Source organism: Acidithiobacillus sp. TH-A117 (assembly GCF_057473465.1).
Window position 1 is genome coordinate 44,688 of sequence record NZ_JBYCKQ010000047.1, and the last position, 17,382, is coordinate 62,069.

General features: G+C 56.5%; 15 protein-coding genes and 1 pseudogene. 11 read left to right on the top strand and 5 right to left on the bottom strand.

What is annotated here, in order from left to right; genetic code table 11:
* Window position 1: 1 nt before the first annotated feature.
* From sucC to gltX, 4 genes are all read right to left on the bottom strand, one after another.
* Window positions 2-1,165, bottom strand: coding sequence for an ADP-forming succinate--CoA ligase subunit beta (sucC, locus tag AC2VLR_RS11825; RefSeq protein ID WP_486882296.1), 1,164 nt, complete (start codon window positions 1,163-1,165; stop codon window positions 2-4).
* A gap of 10 nt (window positions 1,166-1,175) precedes the next feature.
* Window positions 1,176-2,465: an NADP-dependent isocitrate dehydrogenase gene (gene icd, locus AC2VLR_RS11830; protein ID WP_486882297.1), complete on the bottom strand. Its 1,290-nt coding sequence runs from the start codon at window positions 2,463-2,465 to the stop codon at window positions 1,176-1,178.
* Window positions 2,462-4,399, bottom strand: a complete 1,938-nt coding sequence (locus tag AC2VLR_RS11835; RefSeq protein WP_486882298.1) for an aconitate hydratase — start codon at window positions 4,397-4,399, stop codon at window positions 2,462-2,464. The genes icd and AC2VLR_RS11835 overlap by 4 nt, the downstream gene beginning before the upstream one ends.
* A 143-nt stretch (window positions 4,400-4,542) precedes the next feature.
* Window positions 4,543-5,943, bottom strand: coding sequence for a glutamate--tRNA ligase (gene gltX / locus AC2VLR_RS11840; RefSeq protein ID WP_486882299.1), 1,401 nt, complete (start codon window positions 5,941-5,943; stop codon window positions 4,543-4,545).
* Window positions 5,944-6,195: 252 nt separating this feature from the next.
* Between gltX and AC2VLR_RS11845 the strand changes: the two genes are divergently transcribed.
* Together AC2VLR_RS11845 and AC2VLR_RS11850 are read left to right on the top strand one after the other, a co-directional pair.
* Window positions 6,196-8,019, top strand: a complete 1,824-nt coding sequence (locus AC2VLR_RS11845; protein WP_486882300.1) for a LysM peptidoglycan-binding domain-containing protein — start codon at window positions 6,196-6,198, stop codon at window positions 8,017-8,019.
* Between the two features lie 23 nt (window positions 8,020-8,042).
* Complete coding sequence (locus AC2VLR_RS11850; protein ID WP_486882301.1) at window positions 8,043-8,816, top strand: enoyl-ACP reductase FabI; 774 nt, start codon at window positions 8,043-8,045, stop codon at window positions 8,814-8,816.
* A 31-nt stretch (window positions 8,817-8,847) separates the two neighbouring features.
* Here AC2VLR_RS11850 and tal read toward each other — a convergent pair whose 3' ends face one another.
* Window positions 8,848-9,939, bottom strand: coding sequence for a transaldolase (gene tal, locus AC2VLR_RS11855; RefSeq protein ID WP_486882302.1), 1,092 nt, complete (start codon window positions 9,937-9,939; stop codon window positions 8,848-8,850).
* Between the two features lie 220 nt (window positions 9,940-10,159).
* On the opposite strand from tal, the gene AC2VLR_RS11860 reads away from it, so the two are divergent.
* The 9 genes and pseudogenes from AC2VLR_RS11860 to AC2VLR_RS11900 form a co-directional block, all read left to right on the top strand.
* Window positions 10,160-10,369, top strand: coding sequence for a YgaP family membrane protein (locus AC2VLR_RS11860; protein ID WP_486882303.1), 210 nt, complete (start codon window positions 10,160-10,162; stop codon window positions 10,367-10,369).
* Window positions 10,370-10,534: 165 nt separating this feature from the next.
* Window positions 10,535-11,761 (top strand): aspartate kinase, encoded by a 1,227-nt coding sequence (locus tag AC2VLR_RS11865; RefSeq protein ID WP_486882304.1) that lies wholly within the window; start codon window positions 10,535-10,537, stop codon window positions 11,759-11,761.
* Complete coding sequence (locus AC2VLR_RS11870) at window positions 11,761-12,927, top strand: acetylornithine transaminase (protein ID WP_486882305.1); 1,167 nt, start codon at window positions 11,761-11,763, stop codon at window positions 12,925-12,927. The genes AC2VLR_RS11865 and AC2VLR_RS11870 overlap by 1 nt, the downstream gene beginning before the upstream one ends.
* Window positions 12,924-13,862 carry an ornithine carbamoyltransferase gene (argF, locus tag AC2VLR_RS11875; protein WP_486882306.1) on the top strand — a complete coding sequence of 313 codons (939 nt, stop codon included), beginning with the start codon at window positions 12,924-12,926 and terminating at the stop codon, window positions 13,860-13,862. Before AC2VLR_RS11870 ends, argF begins: the two co-directional genes overlap by 4 nt.
* The gene (locus AC2VLR_RS11880; RefSeq protein WP_215842109.1) at window positions 13,863-15,062 is read left to right on the top strand and encodes an argininosuccinate synthase; all 1,200 of its coding nucleotides are present in this window, start codon (window positions 13,863-13,865) and stop codon (window positions 15,060-15,062) included.
* Window positions 15,063-15,100: 38 nt separating this feature from the next.
* Window positions 15,101-15,487 carry a lactoylglutathione lyase gene (gloA, locus tag AC2VLR_RS11885; RefSeq protein ID WP_486882307.1) on the top strand — a complete coding sequence of 129 codons (387 nt, stop codon included), beginning with the start codon at window positions 15,101-15,103 and terminating at the stop codon, window positions 15,485-15,487.
* A 329-nt stretch (window positions 15,488-15,816) separates the two neighbouring features.
* Window positions 15,817-16,077 (top strand): hypothetical protein, encoded by a 261-nt coding sequence (locus AC2VLR_RS11890; RefSeq protein WP_486882309.1) that lies wholly within the window; start codon window positions 15,817-15,819, stop codon window positions 16,075-16,077.
* Window positions 16,070-16,279 carry a type II toxin-antitoxin system HicB family antitoxin gene (locus AC2VLR_RS11895; protein WP_486882310.1) on the top strand — a complete coding sequence of 70 codons (210 nt, stop codon included), beginning with the start codon at window positions 16,070-16,072 and terminating at the stop codon, window positions 16,277-16,279. The genes AC2VLR_RS11890 and AC2VLR_RS11895 overlap by 8 nt, the downstream gene beginning before the upstream one ends.
* A 91-nt stretch (window positions 16,280-16,370) precedes the next feature.
* Window positions 16,371-17,233 (top strand): annotated as a pseudogene (locus AC2VLR_RS11900) (IS3 family transposase); the annotation flags it as partial.
* Window positions 17,234-17,382 lie beyond the last annotated feature (149 nt).

The following is a 17,382-nucleotide window of genomic DNA, read 5'->3' on the forward strand; positions in this document are numbered from 1 at the left end:
CTTAGCCCTGCGCGGCCGCCACGGCCTTCACAGCAGCATCGGTCAGTCCATCAGCCGTAATCAATGAAAGACCGCTCTCCTGCAACAAGGCCATTCCTTCCTCCTTGCGGGTACCCTCAAGACGGACCACTACCGGCAGATGAATACCCACCTCGGCGGCCGCCTGAATAATGCCTTCCGCCAGCAAATCACAGCGGGTGATGCCGCCAAAAATATTCACCAGAATCGCTTTCACCCGGGTATCCGATAAAATCAGCTTGAAAGCCTGGGTCACCTTGTCGGCTGCCGCACCACCGCCCACATCGAGGAAGTTGGCGGGTTCACCACCATGCAGTTTGATCATATCCATGGTCGCCATGGCCAGTCCCGCGCCATTCACCATGCAACCAATATTGCCATCCAGGGAAATATAGTTCAGTCCAAACTGTCGAGCGGTGATTTCCCTTCCGTCCTGCTGGGTGGAATCAAACAGCTCGTCGGATTCCGGGTGCCGGTACAAGGCATTGTCATCCATGACCAGCTTGGCATCCAGGGCGAGGAGGCGACCATCACTGGTGACTACCAACGGATTGATTTCCACCATCAGGGCATCCAGCTTCAGGGCCAGACGATACATGCCCTGCATGATCCGGGTCAGTTGCTGCACCTGGCTGGCATCCAGACCAAACTGGAATCCCAGCTGCCGGGCCTGGAAGGGCAGAAAACCACTACGTGGATCCACCACCAGCTTGATCAGGGCTTCGGGTCGTGTGGCGGCCAGCTCTTCAATATCCATCCCCCCTTCCCGGGTGGCGAGAAAGGTCATCCGCGCCTGACCGCGATCCACCAGCAGGGCCAGATACAATTCCCGGGCAATGCTGCTGGGTTCTTCAATCAGCAAGGCCGCCACATGCTGCCCCTGAGAACCGGTCTGGGCGGTCACCAGTCGCTTGCCAAGCAACTCCTGGGCAACCTTTTCCACGGCAGCAACACTGTGGACGACCCGCACTCCGCCAGCCTTGCCCCGCCCTCCGGCATGGACCTGGGCTTTTACCACCCAGGCCGGACCACCCAGTTCACGGGCCTGATTGACGGCCTCTTTCACAGAGAAGGCAGGTATGGCACGCGGAACCGGAACCCCTTCTTCGGCCAGCAATCGCTTGGCCTGATACTCATGCAGATTCATGCAGATTCCTTCAAAAACGCCGGATCAGTGCCGCAGTAAATGCGCTGGTCGGCAAGGCTGGCACATCGCCGCGCAAGGCGGCCAGATCCCCGGTCACCTCACCCGCCGCAATGGCGTCGTTCATGGCCTCGACAATAGCCTCGGCGGCTTCTTTCCAGCCCAGATGTTCGAGCATCATGACCGCCGACAAAATCAGGGAGCTGGGGTTGGCTTTGCCCTGTCCGGCAATATCGGGGGCAGTACCGTGGGTGGCCTCAAAAATGGCATGGGTGTCGGAAAGATTCGCACCCGGCGCCATGCCGATGCCACCCACCTCAGCGGCGAGGGCATCGGAAACATAATCACCATTGAGGTTCAGGGTGGCCACTACCGAGTAGTCTTCGGGGCGCAGCAGGATCTGCTGCAGAAAATTATCGGCAATGACATCCTTGATGATCAGCTTGCCGTCGGCTACTGCCCGGGCTTCTGCCTCTTGCGCGGCCGCCTTGCCTTCGGCCTTGCTGATGGCGGCCTTCTGCTTCCAGGTGAATACCCGTCCGGCAAATTCCCTTTCCGCCAGCGCGTACCCCCAGTCACGGAACCCCCCTTCGGTGAACTTCATGATATTGCCTTTGTGCACCAGGCTGACCGAGGGTTTGCCCTGCTCCAGGGCGTACTGTATGGCCCGCCGGATGAGGCGCTCCGAACCCTCCAGGGAAACCGGCTTGATACCGATGGCCGAACTGTCGGGAAAGCGGATTTTTTTGACGCCCATTTCTTCCCGAAGAAAACGGATGACTTTTTCAGCTTCGGGACTACCCGCCGGCCATTCGATACCTGCGTAAATATCCTCGGAGTTTTCCCGGAAAATGACCATATCCACTTTTTCGGGATGGCGCATGGGACTGGGCGTGCCCGCAAAGTAGCGCACCGGCCGCGAACAGACATACAAATCCAGATCCTGACGCAGAGCGACATTCAGGCTGCGAATACCCCCACCCACCGGAGTTTCCAGAGGTCCTTTGATCGCCACCTTGTATTCCCGGATGACGGCCATGGTTTCATCGGGCAGATACTGGCCTTCGCCATAAAGCTGCACGGCTTTTTGCCCGGCATACAACTCCATCCAGGCAATCTGCCGCTGGCCGCCATAGACTTTCTGCACCACTGTGTCGACGACGCTGCGCATGGCCGGGGTTACGTCGCAACCAATACCATCCCCTTCTATAAAGGGAATGATGGGCTGGTCGGGCACCTGCAATACCCCGTCGCGGACGGTCAGGGGACTTCCATTTGAGGGCTTGTGGATATGCGTCGTCATGATACCTGCTCCAGTTGTTCGCTCGCCCAGGACAAAGCACCACCCTTCAAAATCAGTTCGAGATCCCGATCGCTGGCCAGTTGCGGCATGACTTCAATATCCAGACCCTGGGTATCATCGCGGAGCATCAGGGATTTTCCCAGGGCCAGCCCGGTCAGATCGAGACTGAGCCGATCACCCGCCTTGACCTTGGCATAATCCTCGGCGTGCACAAAAGTCAGGGGCAAAATCCCGAAATTGATGAGATTAGCCAGATGAATCCGGGCAAAGGACTGCACCAGCACCCCCCGCACCCCCAGATAGCGCGGCGCCAGGGCCGCATGTTCACGGCTGGAACCCTGACCATAATTATGCCCGGCCACAATAAAACCACCACCGGAAGCCTTGGCGCGGCTCGGGAAGGTTTCGTCCACCATATGAAATACAAATTCGGAGATGGCGGGCAGGTTGGAACGCAGGGGGAGCACCTTGGCCCCCGCCGGCATGATGTGATCGGTGGTGATGTCGTCTTCGAGACGGATCAGCACCTCGCCTTCCAGACGCGCCGGGGCTGCCTTGCCGGTCGGCAATTTGGCGATATTCGGGCCACGGATGATTTCCACGTCACTGCCTTCAGGAGCCGGAGCAAGCACCATGCGGTCATCCACCAGAAACTGTCCGGGCAGGGGCACATGAATGGGTGCCAGTCCCAGGTCGCGGGGGTCGGTAATTTCGCCAGTCAAGGCACAGGCTGCACAGGTTTCCGGACTGGCCAGATAGACTTCGGCGTTTTTGGTGCCGGAACGTCCGTAAAAGTTGCGGTTGAAGGAACGTACGGAAACCCCCTGGGTCGGCGGCGCAAAACCCATGCCGATGCAGGGACCGCAAGCTGATTCGAGAATGCGCGAACCGGCGCCAATGAAGTCCAGTAAGCCGCCATCCTTGGTGACCATTTCCATGACCTGACGGGAACCCGGAGATACCCCCAGGCTGACACCATCGGCAACCACCTTGCCCTTGAGCATCTGCGCCACGGTCATCAAGTCGGTATAGGAAGAATTGGTGCAGGAACCGATGGCCACCTGAGCGACCTTGGTACCTGCTACTTCCCGCACTTTTTTGACATTATCGGGGCTGTGGGGACAGGCAATCAAGGGTTCGAGGCTGTCCAGATCAATTTCCAGAACCTCGTCGTAAGTGGCATCAGTATCAGCCACCCATTCGGACCAGGTCGTCTCCCGACCCTGTGCCGTCAGGTAGCTTTGGGTCACAGCGTCGCTGGGGAAAACGCTGGTAGTGGCCCCCAGTTCCGCGCCCATATTGGTAATGGTGGCGCGCTCGGGCACGCTCAGATGGGCGACGCCCGGGCCGAAATATTCAAACACCTTGCCTACCCCGCCTTTCACGGTTTTGCGGCGCAATACTTCGAGAATAATGTCTTTGGCGCTGACAAAGGGCTGCAATTTTCCGGTCAGTTTGACGCCCACTACTTCGGGCATATTCAGGTTGAAAGGCAAACCGCCCATGGCCAGGGCAATATCCAGCCCGCCCGCGCCAATGGCCAGCATCCCTGCCCCCCCAGAAGTCGGGGTGTGGGAGTCAGAACCCAGCAAGGTGCCTCCCGGCTTCGAAAAGCGTTCCAGGTGAACCTGATGGCAAATGCCATTTCCCGGACGGCTGAAATGCACCCCGTACTTGGCGGCAAAGCTCTGCAGGAAACGGTGATCATCGGCGTTTTCAAAGCCGGACTGCAGCATGTTGTGATCCACATAGGAGACTGACAGCTCGGTACGCACCCGGGGCAGACCCAGGGCCTCAAACTGTAGATACGCCATGGTCCCGGTAGCATCCTGGGTGAGGGTCTGATCAATACGAATTGCTATCGGACTACCCGCCTTGAGGGAACCACTCACCAGGTGGGCGGCAATAATTTTCTGGGTGACGTTCATAGCCATGAGCTGATCTCCTGAGCTGGAATTTGCGGTCGGGAACTGTGCTTGACTCCATCATCGCAAATGCAAAGGCCGACGCCAAGCATTAGCAATGCCTTTATCTGCCCAAACGGCCAGTTTTTCGCACTGGCAAATCAGGAAGCTGGCTACATCCAGGTCATGGCATGGCGCAAGCGGGCCAGGGTTTGGTCCTTACCCAGAAGAGCCAGGGTCGTATCAATCGGCGGAGAAACCGCCCGCCCTGCCACAGCCACCCGCAGCGGCTGGGCGATCTTCCCCATTTTTCCCTCTGCATGACTGACTGCCAACTCCTGAATAGCACTGTGAACGGCGGCTGCCGTCCAGACTGGCAAAGCCTCCAGGTGATGGATCAGACTGTCCAGCAAGGCAGCCTGTCCTTGCAGATGTTTTTCCACATCCTTGCTGTCGCCAGATGCGGGAGCCACATAAAACATGCTCGCGGCAACGGCCATTTCGACCAGCGTCTTGGCCCGCTCCTGCAACAAGGCAACCACCGCTGACAGCTCCGGCCCATGGGCGAGGAGAGCTTCTGTTACGCCCTGGGCATCCAGATATGGCCGTAGATGCTGCGCCAATCCTTCAGGGCTCAGGCGTTGCATGTGCTGGGCATTGATCCACAACAGTTTTTCCGGATTGAAAGCCGAAGCGGCCTTGTTGACCGCGTCAATCCGGAAAAAAGCGATCATCTCTTCGCGACTGAAGACCTCCTCGTCGCCATGGGACCAGCCCAGACGGATCAGGAAATTGAGCAGCGCATCGGGCAGAAAACCCTGTTCCCGATATTCCAGCACGCTGACAGCGCCATGACGCTTGGACAGCTTCTGCTTGTCCGGACCGAGAATCATGGGCACATGAGCGTAAACCGGCAACTCGGCGCCTAAAGCCTGTAAAATCTGTATTTGTCTCGGCGTATTATTGAGATGATCATCGCCACGAATCACATGGGTGATGCCCATATCCCAGTCATCCACCACCACGCAAAAATTGTAGGTGGGCGTCCCGTCGGAGCGGGCGATAATCAAATCATCCAGCTCGCTGTTCTGGAAGCTGACCCGGCCATGGATCAGGTCTTCGACCACCGTTTCCCCGGTATCCGGGCTGCGAAAGCGAATCACCGGAGACACCCCCTCGCGCGCACTGCTCCGCGTCCGGCAGCGGCCGTCATAGCGCGGCTTTTCGCCCCGGGCACGCTGCTCTTCGCGCATGGCATCCACTTCTTCGCGACTGCAATAGCAGTAGTAGGCGCTGCCCTCTTTCAGCATCTGCGCCAGCACTTCCCGATAGCGGTCCATACGCTGGGTTTGGTAAAAGGGTCCTTCGTCCCAGTCCAGCCCCAACCAGGCCATACCCTCCAAAATAGCTGCCGTTGCTGCGGGCGTGGAGCGCTCCAGATCCGTATCTTCAATGCGCAACACAAAACGCCCGCCCAAACGACGGGCATGTAACCACGAATAAAGGGCGGTACGCACTCCACCAATATGTAAATAACCGGTGGGGCTGGGTGCAAAACGGGTACGAACAGACATGGCAATCAACCTGCAGCAATAAGCAAAGCCAAAGCATAACAGGCCAGCCCTGCATCCGGTATCCTTCAGCGCAGCGGACAGGGGATGGACTTCCGTCAAAAAGTTGTTTGACTCGAGACGCGGGTTTTGCTTACTATCCCTTAAGACAGCAAGCAAAGCCTATACCAAGCTGCTGTTTATGAATGATATCTGTGATGGGTAACGTCTGCGGGACGCCCGATTGTGGATTGCACCCGCCCTGGAAGGAGCAACATGAACAAGCGAATTATCGCTATCGCCACTGTAGTGGCGCTAGGGAGCATTCCTATGGCTTGGGCAAACAGTCAAATCATAGGCCTGCCACAAAGTGACTTGCAGAATTCAGCCCCGGTTGCCACAGCTGCTGTCAGCAATCCAGACACTTCTGGCGACAGCCTTGCTGCGACACTTCAGCAATTTGAAGCGGCAGGCGCATTTGGTGACCAGAGCGGCTCAGGTAACGTCTGGACGAACATTGACCAGGGCTTGCGACTCAGTAATGTGTCCCGGGTTGAAGTAGATAAATGGCGTACCTGGTTTTTACAGCATCAAGGCAAACTCGAACAAATCCTCGGTAATTCCCGCCCCTTCCTCTACTATGTGGTCAATGCGGTTTCCCAGCGGGGCCTGCCCATGGAACTGGCCCTGTTGCCAGCCATCGAAAGTGGCTATAACCCCAAGGCTTTTTCTCCCGCCGCCGCCGCCGGACTCTGGCAGTTTGTGCCCGGAACTGCGCGCAGTTTCGGCCTGCAAAATACCCGTTATGGTGATCCGCGCCTGAGCCTGACGGCTTCCACCCATGCCGCCCTGGATTATTTGTCTTATCTGTACAATTACTTTGGCGGCAACTGGCTACTGGCCATTGCGGCCTACAATGCCGGGCAGGGTACGGTTTCGGCCGCCATTCAGCAAAATGTGGCCGCCGGCAGACCCACGGATTTCTGGGACCTGAACCTTCCCGAACAAACTGAAAATTATGTGGCCGAACTGCTGGGTCTGGCCCAGGTCATCAAAAACGCCCAAGCTTACCATATCAGTCTGCCTTACATTCCCAATACCGCCCATGTCGAAGTAGTCACCACGCCCCGATCCGTCGCCCTGAATGTAGCCGCCAATTTGATGAATGTGCCGGTGACAGAGTTGCAGCATCTCAATGCCGGTATCAGTTACGGGATGGTGCCCGCCGACTATCAGCTGGTGGTTCCCAAGGACAAAGCCGCCACCCTGAAAACCGCCTTATTGACCATGCCCCAGCAGGCTGCGGCCCAGGCTTTACCCAGTCCGCAACCCACTGTCCTCGCAACTCCGGTGGCGCGCCCCGTTGCCCCGCCACCTCCGGCACTCAGCCATTTGACCGTCCATCCCGGGAATACCTTGTCACAAATCGCTATGCGCGCCGGGGTCAGTGTCAGACAAATCCAGCAGTGGAATCACCTGCGCTCTGCCAGCGACCTGCAAGTGGGTCAGCAACTGGTGATTTATGGGGGTCACCACCTGGAAAATACGACTTACACAACCCCTGCACAGCAGCAGCATCTCGTCGTCCATTCCGGTGATACCCTTTCGGGGCTGGCCCAGCGTGCCGGTGTCAGCGTCCAGGATCTAATGCGCTGGAACCACATCCGTTCGGCCAATGACCTTCAAGTCGGCGAGAAACTCACGGTTAATGGCGGCCAGGCAGCTCCCGTCTATACTGCAGCCCGCAGTCATCGCCAATTGACGGTTCGTCCCGGCGAAAGTCTCTGGCAGATTGCGCAGCGGGCCGGTGTCGGCATGAATGCCATTGCCCGGGCCAACCATCTCACTGCACAGTCGGTTATTCATCCCGGTCAGGTATTGAATATTCCTGCGGAAACCGCTGTGGCCGCCATCAGCGCCCGTCAGGAACGCGCCGCCACCCAGCCCCGCGCCACCACCTATATTGTGCGCAAGGGCGATACCCTCTGGCAGATCGCCCAGCAGTATCATGTCCAGCCCAAGTCCCTGATTCAATGGAATCGTCTGGCCTCCGCCAGCGACATTCAACCCGGTTCCCGGCTCACCATCTACACACGCTAATATTTAAGCAAGGGGTTTCTATTATGGGTTTCATGGCAGGCAAAAAGGCACTCATCGTGGGTGTGGCCAATGATCGTTCCATTTGCTGGGGAATTGCCCAGGCCATGCATCGCCAGGGAGCAGAAGTATTGCTGACCTACCAGGGTGAGCGCACCAAAAGCCGGGTGGAAGAGCTGGCCGGGCAAATCGGCGCTCCAGAACCTCTGGAACTGGATCTGATGGATGATCAGCAATTGCAGGCCGCCATGGAGCATATCCACTCACTTTGGGGTGGTGTGGATATTGGTATTCATGGCGCCGCATTTGCGCCCAAGGAGGAACTCAGCGGGAGCTATCTGGATGCCACTACCCGTGAAGGCTTCCGCATTGCCCACGAAGTTTCTTCCTACAGCTTCACCGCTATGGCCAAGGCCATGCATCCTTTGATGCAGGGTCGCCAGGGAGCTCTGTTGGCCCTCAGCTACCTTGGTGCCGAGCGGGCCATGGCCAACTACAACGTCATGGGCCTGGCCAAGGCCAGTCTCGAAGCCAGCATTCGGTATCTGGCTTATTCCCTGGGGAGTGATGGCATCCGCGTCAATGCTATTTCCGCTGGCCCCATTCGCACCCTGGCTGCCAGCGGCATCAGCGAATTCCGCAAAATCCTCGATCACTATGCCGAGCATGCCCCACTGCATCGCAATGTGACCCAGGAAGAAGTGGGGAACACTGCCGCCTTCCTCTGCTCCGACCTGGCTTCAGGCATTACCGGCGAAATCACTTATGTGGATGCCGGCTTCAATACCGTCGGGTTTTAGGCGCTTCTTGCCCTTTATTTGGCCGGAATCATCATCCGGCCACCGCCTTGCCCACCTCTGCGAGCATTTCTTCAAAGCTTTTAGAGAAGGCGGCAAGTCCTTCTTCCTGCAATTGTGCAGCGACCTGGTCCATGTCAATGCCCAGTGATTCGAGCTGGTTCATGGTCGCCTGTGCGGCATCCATGCCCTCCGTGATGCGATTCGCTATCTGGCCATGATCCCGTAATTTATTCAGGGTTTCATCGGGCAGAGTATTGATGGTTTCCGGTCCCATCAAAGGTTCTACATAAAGCAGGTCTGAGTAAGCGGGATTTTTGGTGCTGGTACTGGCCCAGAGCAGATACTGGGGGCGTCCACCCGCCTTGGCCAGCTCCGCAAATCCCTCTCCATGGAAAGTTTCCTGATAGACACTGTACGCCACCTTGGCCATGGCTACTGCCGCCCGCCCGCGCAGAGCCAGCGCTTCGGGCGTCGCGATTTTTTCAAGATGCTGATCAACCAGCGTATCCACCCGGGACAGAAACAGGCTGGCCACTGCCTTGACCTTGCGCGGATCGCCCCCCTGTTTTACCCAGTGAGCCAGTCCCTGTTGATAGGCAGAAAAAACCTTGCGCACGTGATCCAGGCCGAACATCAAGGTGACATTCACAGATACACCTTCACCAATCAGGGTACGCAAAGCGGCAATCCCCTGGGGAGTAGCCGGCACCTTGATGAGCAGATTGTCGCGCCGCACCAAACCTCGCAGACGGCGGGCTTCGGCTACTGTGGCCGCTTCATCCTTGGCCAGATGCGGAGACTCTTCCCAACTCACCCAGCCGTCATCACCAGCACTGGCCTGATGGGCCGGCTGGAGAAGATCACAGGCCATGCGCAAATCCTGCAACACCAACTGCTCATACAGCCGCTCTGCGGATTCTGCCGACTGGCGCAAATCATCTCGATAATAAGGACTGGAGTGGATGGCCTTCTGGAAAATACTCGGATTGGAAGTTACCCCACTCACTCCATCCCCGTTGATATACTGCTTGAGAATATCATCATGAATCAGCGTCCTGGATAAATTATCCAGCCAGATACTCTGGCCGACCTCTTGGTGCAAAGCATGCAAATCGGTTGTCATTCTTCAATCTCCCCGAACAGTTCATCAAAAATTTTCTCGCTACATCCCGGCCAGCCACTCTCAGGCCAAGCAATGGCCCAACCCCTGATATTCAGTGTAGACCAGGGCCAGAGATCATGCCGTAAATATCGACACCTCAGTGCCCATTCGAACGCTTGCGGTAAGGACAGAAGCAGCCTAATATTCATACCCAGCCCTCTCATTTAAGGACGGCAAGATCATGAAAATCACCAAAAACATGAACAGCACCGAGCGTTGGCTGCGGATTTACTTCGGCGCCATTATTTTTCTGATTTATTTCGTCAATCCCTTTCCTTACCGTGAGTGGACCTTTTCCGGCTTACTCCTTATCGCGACGGGTGTTTGGGGATATTGTCCGCTGTACAGCCTCCTCAAGAAAAGCCGGAATCCGACCAAACTGCAACCCTGATAACCGTCTTATCCGGGGATACCGCATTCGACAACTTAGAGGTGTTCCTCCTCGACGCTGCTGCGGTGCTCACAGGGGTACTTTTGATGCGCCCCGTTACCCATCCTGTACGAAAGTGCGTCAAGGCTTTATCATTTGCCCTTAATTTTTTCTGAAATTACTCAAATGGCACTCATCGTACAAAAATTTGGTGGAACTTCTGTGGGCAACCCGGAGCGCATTCGTGCGGTTGCCGAAAAAGTCATGGCCAGCCATCGCGCCGGGCATCAGGTAGTTGTCGTGGTTTCGGCCATGTCCGGCGAAACGGATCGTCTCCTGCAACTGGCCCGCGCCATGGCAGCCGACCCTGCCGAGCGCGAACTCGACACCCTGCTCAGTACCGGAGAACAGGTGACCATTGCCCTATTGTGTATGGCGTTGGAGGGAATGGGACAAGCCGCCGTATCGTTTACGGGTACCCAGGTGGCGATTACGACGGACTCTGCCCATACCAAGGCCCGTATCGAGCATATTGAAGACCACAAAATCCGGTCCGCACTGGAAGCCGGAAAAATCGTCGTTGTCGCCGGGTTTCAGGGCGTGGATCCGCACGGTAATATTACCACCTTGGGACGGGGCGGTTCAGACACGACCGCCGTGGCCTTGGCGGCTGCCCTCCATGCCGATGAATGTGATATTTTTACCGATGTAGATGGTATTTACACGACTGATCCGCGCGTGGAATCCCGGGCCAGACGCCTCGACCGCATTACTTTTGAAGAAATGCTCGAAATGGCCAGTCTCGGCGCCAAGGTATTACAAACGCGCTCTGTCGAATTTGCCATGAAATACAATGTTCCTGTTCGGGTATTGTCCTCTTTTCAGGATGGCCCGGGCACTCTGGTTACCAATGAGGAAAATTCTGTGGAAGCTCCCCGCGTTTCTGGCATCGCCTTCTCCCGTAACGAAGCCAAACTCACCATGATTGGGGTTCCTGATCATCCAGGCATCGCTTATTCCATTCTAGGCCCCGTTTCTGATGCCAACATCAACGTGGACGTCATTTTGCAGAACATTTCCGAAGCCGGTAAAACCGACTTCACCTTTACGGTTGACCGCAATGAATACGCCAAGGCCCGGGACATTCTCGCAGAAGTGGCCACCAAACTGGGCGCGGAAGATGTCCGGGGCGACAATCATATCGTCAAGGTTTCGGTGGTGGGCGTAGGGATGCGCTCTCATGCGGGCATCGCCGCGACCATGTTCGCAACCCTCGGCAAGGAAAATATTAATATCCAGATGATTTCCACTTCGGAAATCAAGATTTCCGTGGTCATCGAAGAAAAATATCTGGAACTGGCCGTGCGTGCCCTGCATGCGGCCTTTGCTCTGGATGGGGAGGCTCCGGTCTGATGACACTCATGCACAACTATGCCCGCCTACCCGTGGCTTTCAGCCGGGGTGAGGGAGTCTGGCTCTACGATACTGAGGGGCGCCGTTATCTGGATGCCCTGGCGGGCATTGCCGTAGTGGGCCTCGGCCACTGCCACCCGGCCGTCACGGCGGCGTTACAGTCCCAGGCCGGCACCCTGCTGCATACTTCCAATCTGTACCAGATTCCCTTGCAGGAACAACTGGCCGACAGCCTCTGTCGACTCAGCGGCCTGGATGCGGCTTTTTTCTGCAACAGCGGTGCCGAAGCCAATGAAGCCGCGATCAAAATGGCCCGGCTCCACGGTCATCAGAAAGGTATTGCCGAACCGCAGATTCTGGTATTTACCCAGGCTTTTCATGGCCGTACCCTTGCGGCATTGACAGCGACGGGCAACTACCGCATTCAGGAAGGTTTTGCACCGCTGGTACCGGGCTTTGTGCGCGCGCCCTATGGCGATGTGGCCACCGTGCGTGGACTGCTGGCTGCCAATCCCGGCATCGCCGCCATCCTCGTGGAACCCATACAAGGTGAAGGCGGAGTGCGTCCGGCACCCCAGGGATTTTTGGCAGAGCTGCGTACTCTGTGTGATACCCATGGGCTGTTGCTCATGCTGGATGAAGTGCAGACGGGCATTGGTCGCACCGGGACTTTTTTTGCGTATCAACAGATGGCCGGAGTTATGCCGGATGTACTCAGTCTCGCCAAAGGCCTGGGCAACGGCGTGCCCATCGGCGCCCTGCTGGCCCGCAAAAATGCCGCTGACTTGTTTGGGCCCGGCAAGCACGGGACGACTTTCGGCGGCGGCCCCCTGGTCTGCGCGGCGGCCCAGGCGGTTCTGGATACCATGGAAAGCGCGCATATCCCTGCCCAGGCCCAAAAAATGGGGACGCTGTTGCAGGAAAAACTACGCGAGGCTCTAGGGCAACACCCGGAGGTACAGGATATCCGGGGTATGGGGCTGATGGTCGGTATTGAATTGCACAAAAAACCCGAACGTCTGGTGGAGCGTGCTCTGGCAGCGGGTTTACTGATCAATGTGACCGCCGACAAGGTCATTCGCCTCTTACCCCCGCTGATTATTACTGAACCGGAAATTGACCTGCTGGTTTCCGGGATCGCCCGCCTGCTGGAATCCACATCATGAATCCGCGTCATTTTCTCAGCCTGGTCGACCTCAGTCCCGCTGAATTGAAGGCTCTGCTGGAGCGGGCCATCGCCCTGAAGCAACAGCGCCAGCGGGGTGAAACCTACATGCCCTGCACCGGCAAAACACTGGCCATGATTTTTGAAAAATCCTCCACCCGTACCCGGGTTTCCTTTGAAACGGGTATGGCGCAACTGGGTGGACATGCCCTTTTTCTGTCACCCCGCGATACCCAGCTGGGGCGCGGGGAAAGCATCGAAGATACCGCCCGGGTGATTTCGCGCATGGTCGATATGGTGATGATCCGCACCTTCAGTCATGACACCCTGAAGCATTTTGCCGCCGCCTCCCGGGTTCCGGTCATCAATGGCCTTTCCGATGATCATCATCCCTGCCAGCTTCTGGCCGATCTCATGACCGCCACTGAGCACTGGGGCGGCCTGGAAGGTCGCAAGGTCGCCTACATTGGTGATGGCGCCAACAATATGGCCCATTCCTGGATGGAAGCGGCACGCATTTTCAATTTCAGCCTGCGCATCGGCAGCCCTGCCAAGTACTCGCCCAGCGCCGAAATGTTGGCTACGGGAGGAGAATATGTCACCGTCCTCCACGACCCCTTTGCCGCAGCGGAAGGCGCTGACCTGATTGTGACCGATGTCTGGACCAGCATGGGACAAGAGCAGGAAGCCGAACAACGCCGTACCATTCTTCAGGACTTTCAGGTGAACCACGCGCTCATGGCAGCGGCGGCACCCGGTGCCCTGTTCATGCACTGCCTGCCTGCTCATCGCGGCGAGGAAGTCAGTGCTGACGTCATTGATGGTCCCCTTTCTGTCGTCTGGGAAGAGGCGGAAAACCGTCTGCATGCCCAGAAAGCCCTCATGGAATTTTTATTTGGCATCGGCCCGGTGGCCGCTTTGCAAGGAGCCCTGTAAATGGTCAAAAAAGTCGTTCTCGCCTATTCGGGTGGTCTGGACACCTCTGTTATCCTCAAGTGGTTGCAGGATCAATATCACTGTGATGTCGTCACCTTCACTGCCGATATCGGCCAGGGCGAAGAACTAGAACCGGCGCGTCTCAAGGCAGAGAAGCTGGGTGCCAAGGAAATTTTTATTGACGACCTGCGTCAGGAATTTGTCCGCGATTACGTTTATCCCATGTTTCGCGCCAACACCATTTATGAAGGAGAGTATCTGCTGGGTACCTCCATCGCCCGCCCCCTCATCGCCAAGCGCATGGTGGAAATTGCCGCCGAAGTGGGCGCCGACGCGGTAGCTCACGGCGCCACCGGCAAGGGCAATGATCAGGTCCGCTTTGAACTGGGTGCCTATGCACTCAACCCGGCCATTCAGGTCATTGCTCCCTGGCGGGAGTGGGATCTCAACTCCCGGGAAAAACTCCTGAATTATGCCGAAAAGCATGGTATTCCCGTGGAGAGACACGGCAAAAAATCCCCCTATTCCATGGATGCCAATCTGCTGCATATTTCCTACGAAGGCGGCATTCTCGAAGATCCCTGGGCCGAAGCCGAAGAGAGCATGTGGCGTTGGACCAATGCGCCAGAAAAGGCGCCTGACCAACCCCGCTATCTGGAAATCACCTATGCCCATGGAGATCCCATAGCGGTGGATGGCGAGGCCCTCAATCCCGCGCAATTGCTGGCCCATCTCAATACGGTGGGGGGTGAGCATGGCATCGGTCGCCTGGATATTGTCGAAAACCGTTATGTCGGTATGAAATCCCGGGGTTGTTATGAAACGCCGGGGGGTACCATCCTGCTCAAGGCCCACCGCGCCATAGAATCTATCACCCTGGATCGGGAAGTCGCCCATCTCAAGGATGAACTCATGCCCCGCTATGCCAGCATTGTCTATAATGGCTTCTGGTGGAGCCCCGAACGCCGCGCCCTGCAAACCCTGATCGACCAGACCCAGCGCCTCGTCAACGGTGTGGTGCGCGTCAAGCTCTACAAGGGCAGCTGCACCGTAGTGGGTCGCCAGTCTCAGGAAAGTCTTTTTGATCCGCGCATTGCTACTTTTGAAGATGATGCCGGAGCCTATAACCAGAAGGATGCGGAAGGATTCATTAAGCTCAACGCCCTGCGCCTGCGTATCGAAAAACGCCTGCAGGGATAACTTTCAACGCGCACAGGACTCTGTGCAAGGAGAAAAGTATGCGTCTTTTACACACTATGCTGCGGGTGGGCGATATGGATCGCGCCATCCAGTTTTATACCGAAGTGTTGGGTATGCGCCTGTTGCGTCGCAAGGATTACCCCGAGGGGAAATTCACCCTCGCCTTTGTGGGCTACCAGGAGGAAAACGCCGGGGCGGTTATCGAGCTCACCTATAACTGGGGCGTGGATCACTATGATCTCGGCACCGGCTTCGGGCATATTGCCCTGGAAGTGGACAACGCGGCTTCCGCCTGTGATGCCATCCGCGCCAGAGGGGGCAAAGTAGTGCGCGAAGCCGGCCCCATGCAACATGGCAGCACCATCATCGCCTTCGTCGAAGATCCCGACGGCTATCGCATCGAACTCATTGAGCATAAAAGCTAGCTTGCCGAGCTGTTAACGGACAAAAAAGTTTCATCCTCGACAAAATAGTTTCATCCTGAGATTTCGGCTCTGAAGTAAGTTGGTCTGGCGATGGTCGGCGGCCCTGTTTCAGCGGCAAATCTTGTGCCGGTGCATCTGACCTTGGAGGAGCATTCCTAAATGATGATGATTCGTCATTTTCGCCAGGCACGTTCCGAAACCACCAATGACGGGTAAAGACTGGAAGCGGCCGTTGGATTGGGCTAGGCTTACAAGGATGGATTTCCTCGCTCCAGAATGAGATCAAACCATGAATCAAACGCATGAAACATTCAGGTTTGGTGTAATTCTTGGGTAAACACGAAAAAACCCAGACCGCCGTTCTCAGCGGTCGGAGCGATGCCAACATAGCCTTTGCTGACCTGTTGTCCTTGGTAGATAGGCTTGGATTCAGCCTTCGCGTGAAGGGGGACCATCATATCCTTACCAAAGAAGGGATAGCGGAAATCCTCAATCTCCAACCTATCGGACGCATGGCAAAACCCTACCAAGTAAAACAAGTGCGCGGAATACTCACCAAGTATCATCTGGGGGTTAATAACGATGAGTAAGTATGAACTGGTCATTTATTGGAGTAATGAAGACAATGCTTTTATTGTGGAGGTTCCTGAACTCCCTGGCTGCATGGCCGATGGTGCCACTTATCAAGAGGCGGTAGCCAATGCGGAACAGGTAATTGGTGAATGGGTCGAGACGGCAAAGGATCTGGGGCGTTCCATACCTGAGCCACGCGGGCGATTACTCTATGCATGATGCCCTGCATTAATGCTGTTGCCCCTGCTGGGCGACAGTAAGCCGTAAGCGGTCGTATGAAAATGTATTCATCAATACCTACTGGGGTGAGAGATACGCGCTCATAAAGGCTTGGCGAAACCAATATCCTATCAACGTGATGGCCAAGCTGTTTGATGTTTCCCGGAGTGGCTTTCACGCTTGGTTGAAGCGGCCGCTGTCAAAGCATCAACAGGCGGATGAGCGATTGAAAGTCGCCATTCGCGCCGCCCATGAAAAAACCCGGAGGACCTATGGTGCCAAGCGATTACACAAAGAGCTGCAAGAGGAAGGTTTTGTGACCGGACGCGATCGGGTAGTGCGCTTACGGCGGGAGATGGGTATCCAGTGCAAGCAACAACGCCACTTCAAAATTACCACGCAATCGGATCATGATTCCCCCGTGGCCCAGAATCTGCTGGAGCAGCAATTCATGGCCCAGAGGCCGGATACCGTCTGGCATGTGGATATCACCTACATCGCCACGGCAGAAGGCTGGCTCTATCTTGCGGGCGTGAACAATGTACCTGTGAAATCGTGGGCTACGCCATGGGCGCCAGGATGACTCAGGAATTAGCCATCCGTGCTCTGAACAGGGCGATACAGTACCGACGCCCTGCTCCCGAATTGATCCATCACTCCGATCGCGGGAGTCAGTACTGTGCTAAAGCATATCGCGCCATTCTCCAGGAAAACGGTTTGATGGCTTCCATGTCGAGAAAGGGCAATTGCTACGATAACGCGCCCATTGAGAGCTTCTGGGGCAGCCTGAAAAATGAAATGGTCCACCACCAAAGCTTTGAGACCCGGGCACAGGCTGAATCGGCTGTTCGGGAATACATTGAGATTTTTTACAATCGCCAACGCCGGCATTCAAGGATTGGCTATCTGGCCCCCGCTATGTTCGCACAGTCGTTCACACGGGTGGCCGCTTGAAACGGGACTGTCCACTATTGTCAGGACACCTCAGGTGGTCAGATACCTGGGCAATGGATGAGTTGCGTTTGTGTAGACGCACGCCTACACTTCTCTCATGGAGATAGTGGGCTTCGATTGGGATAGCGGCAACTGGCCGAAGTGCGGAA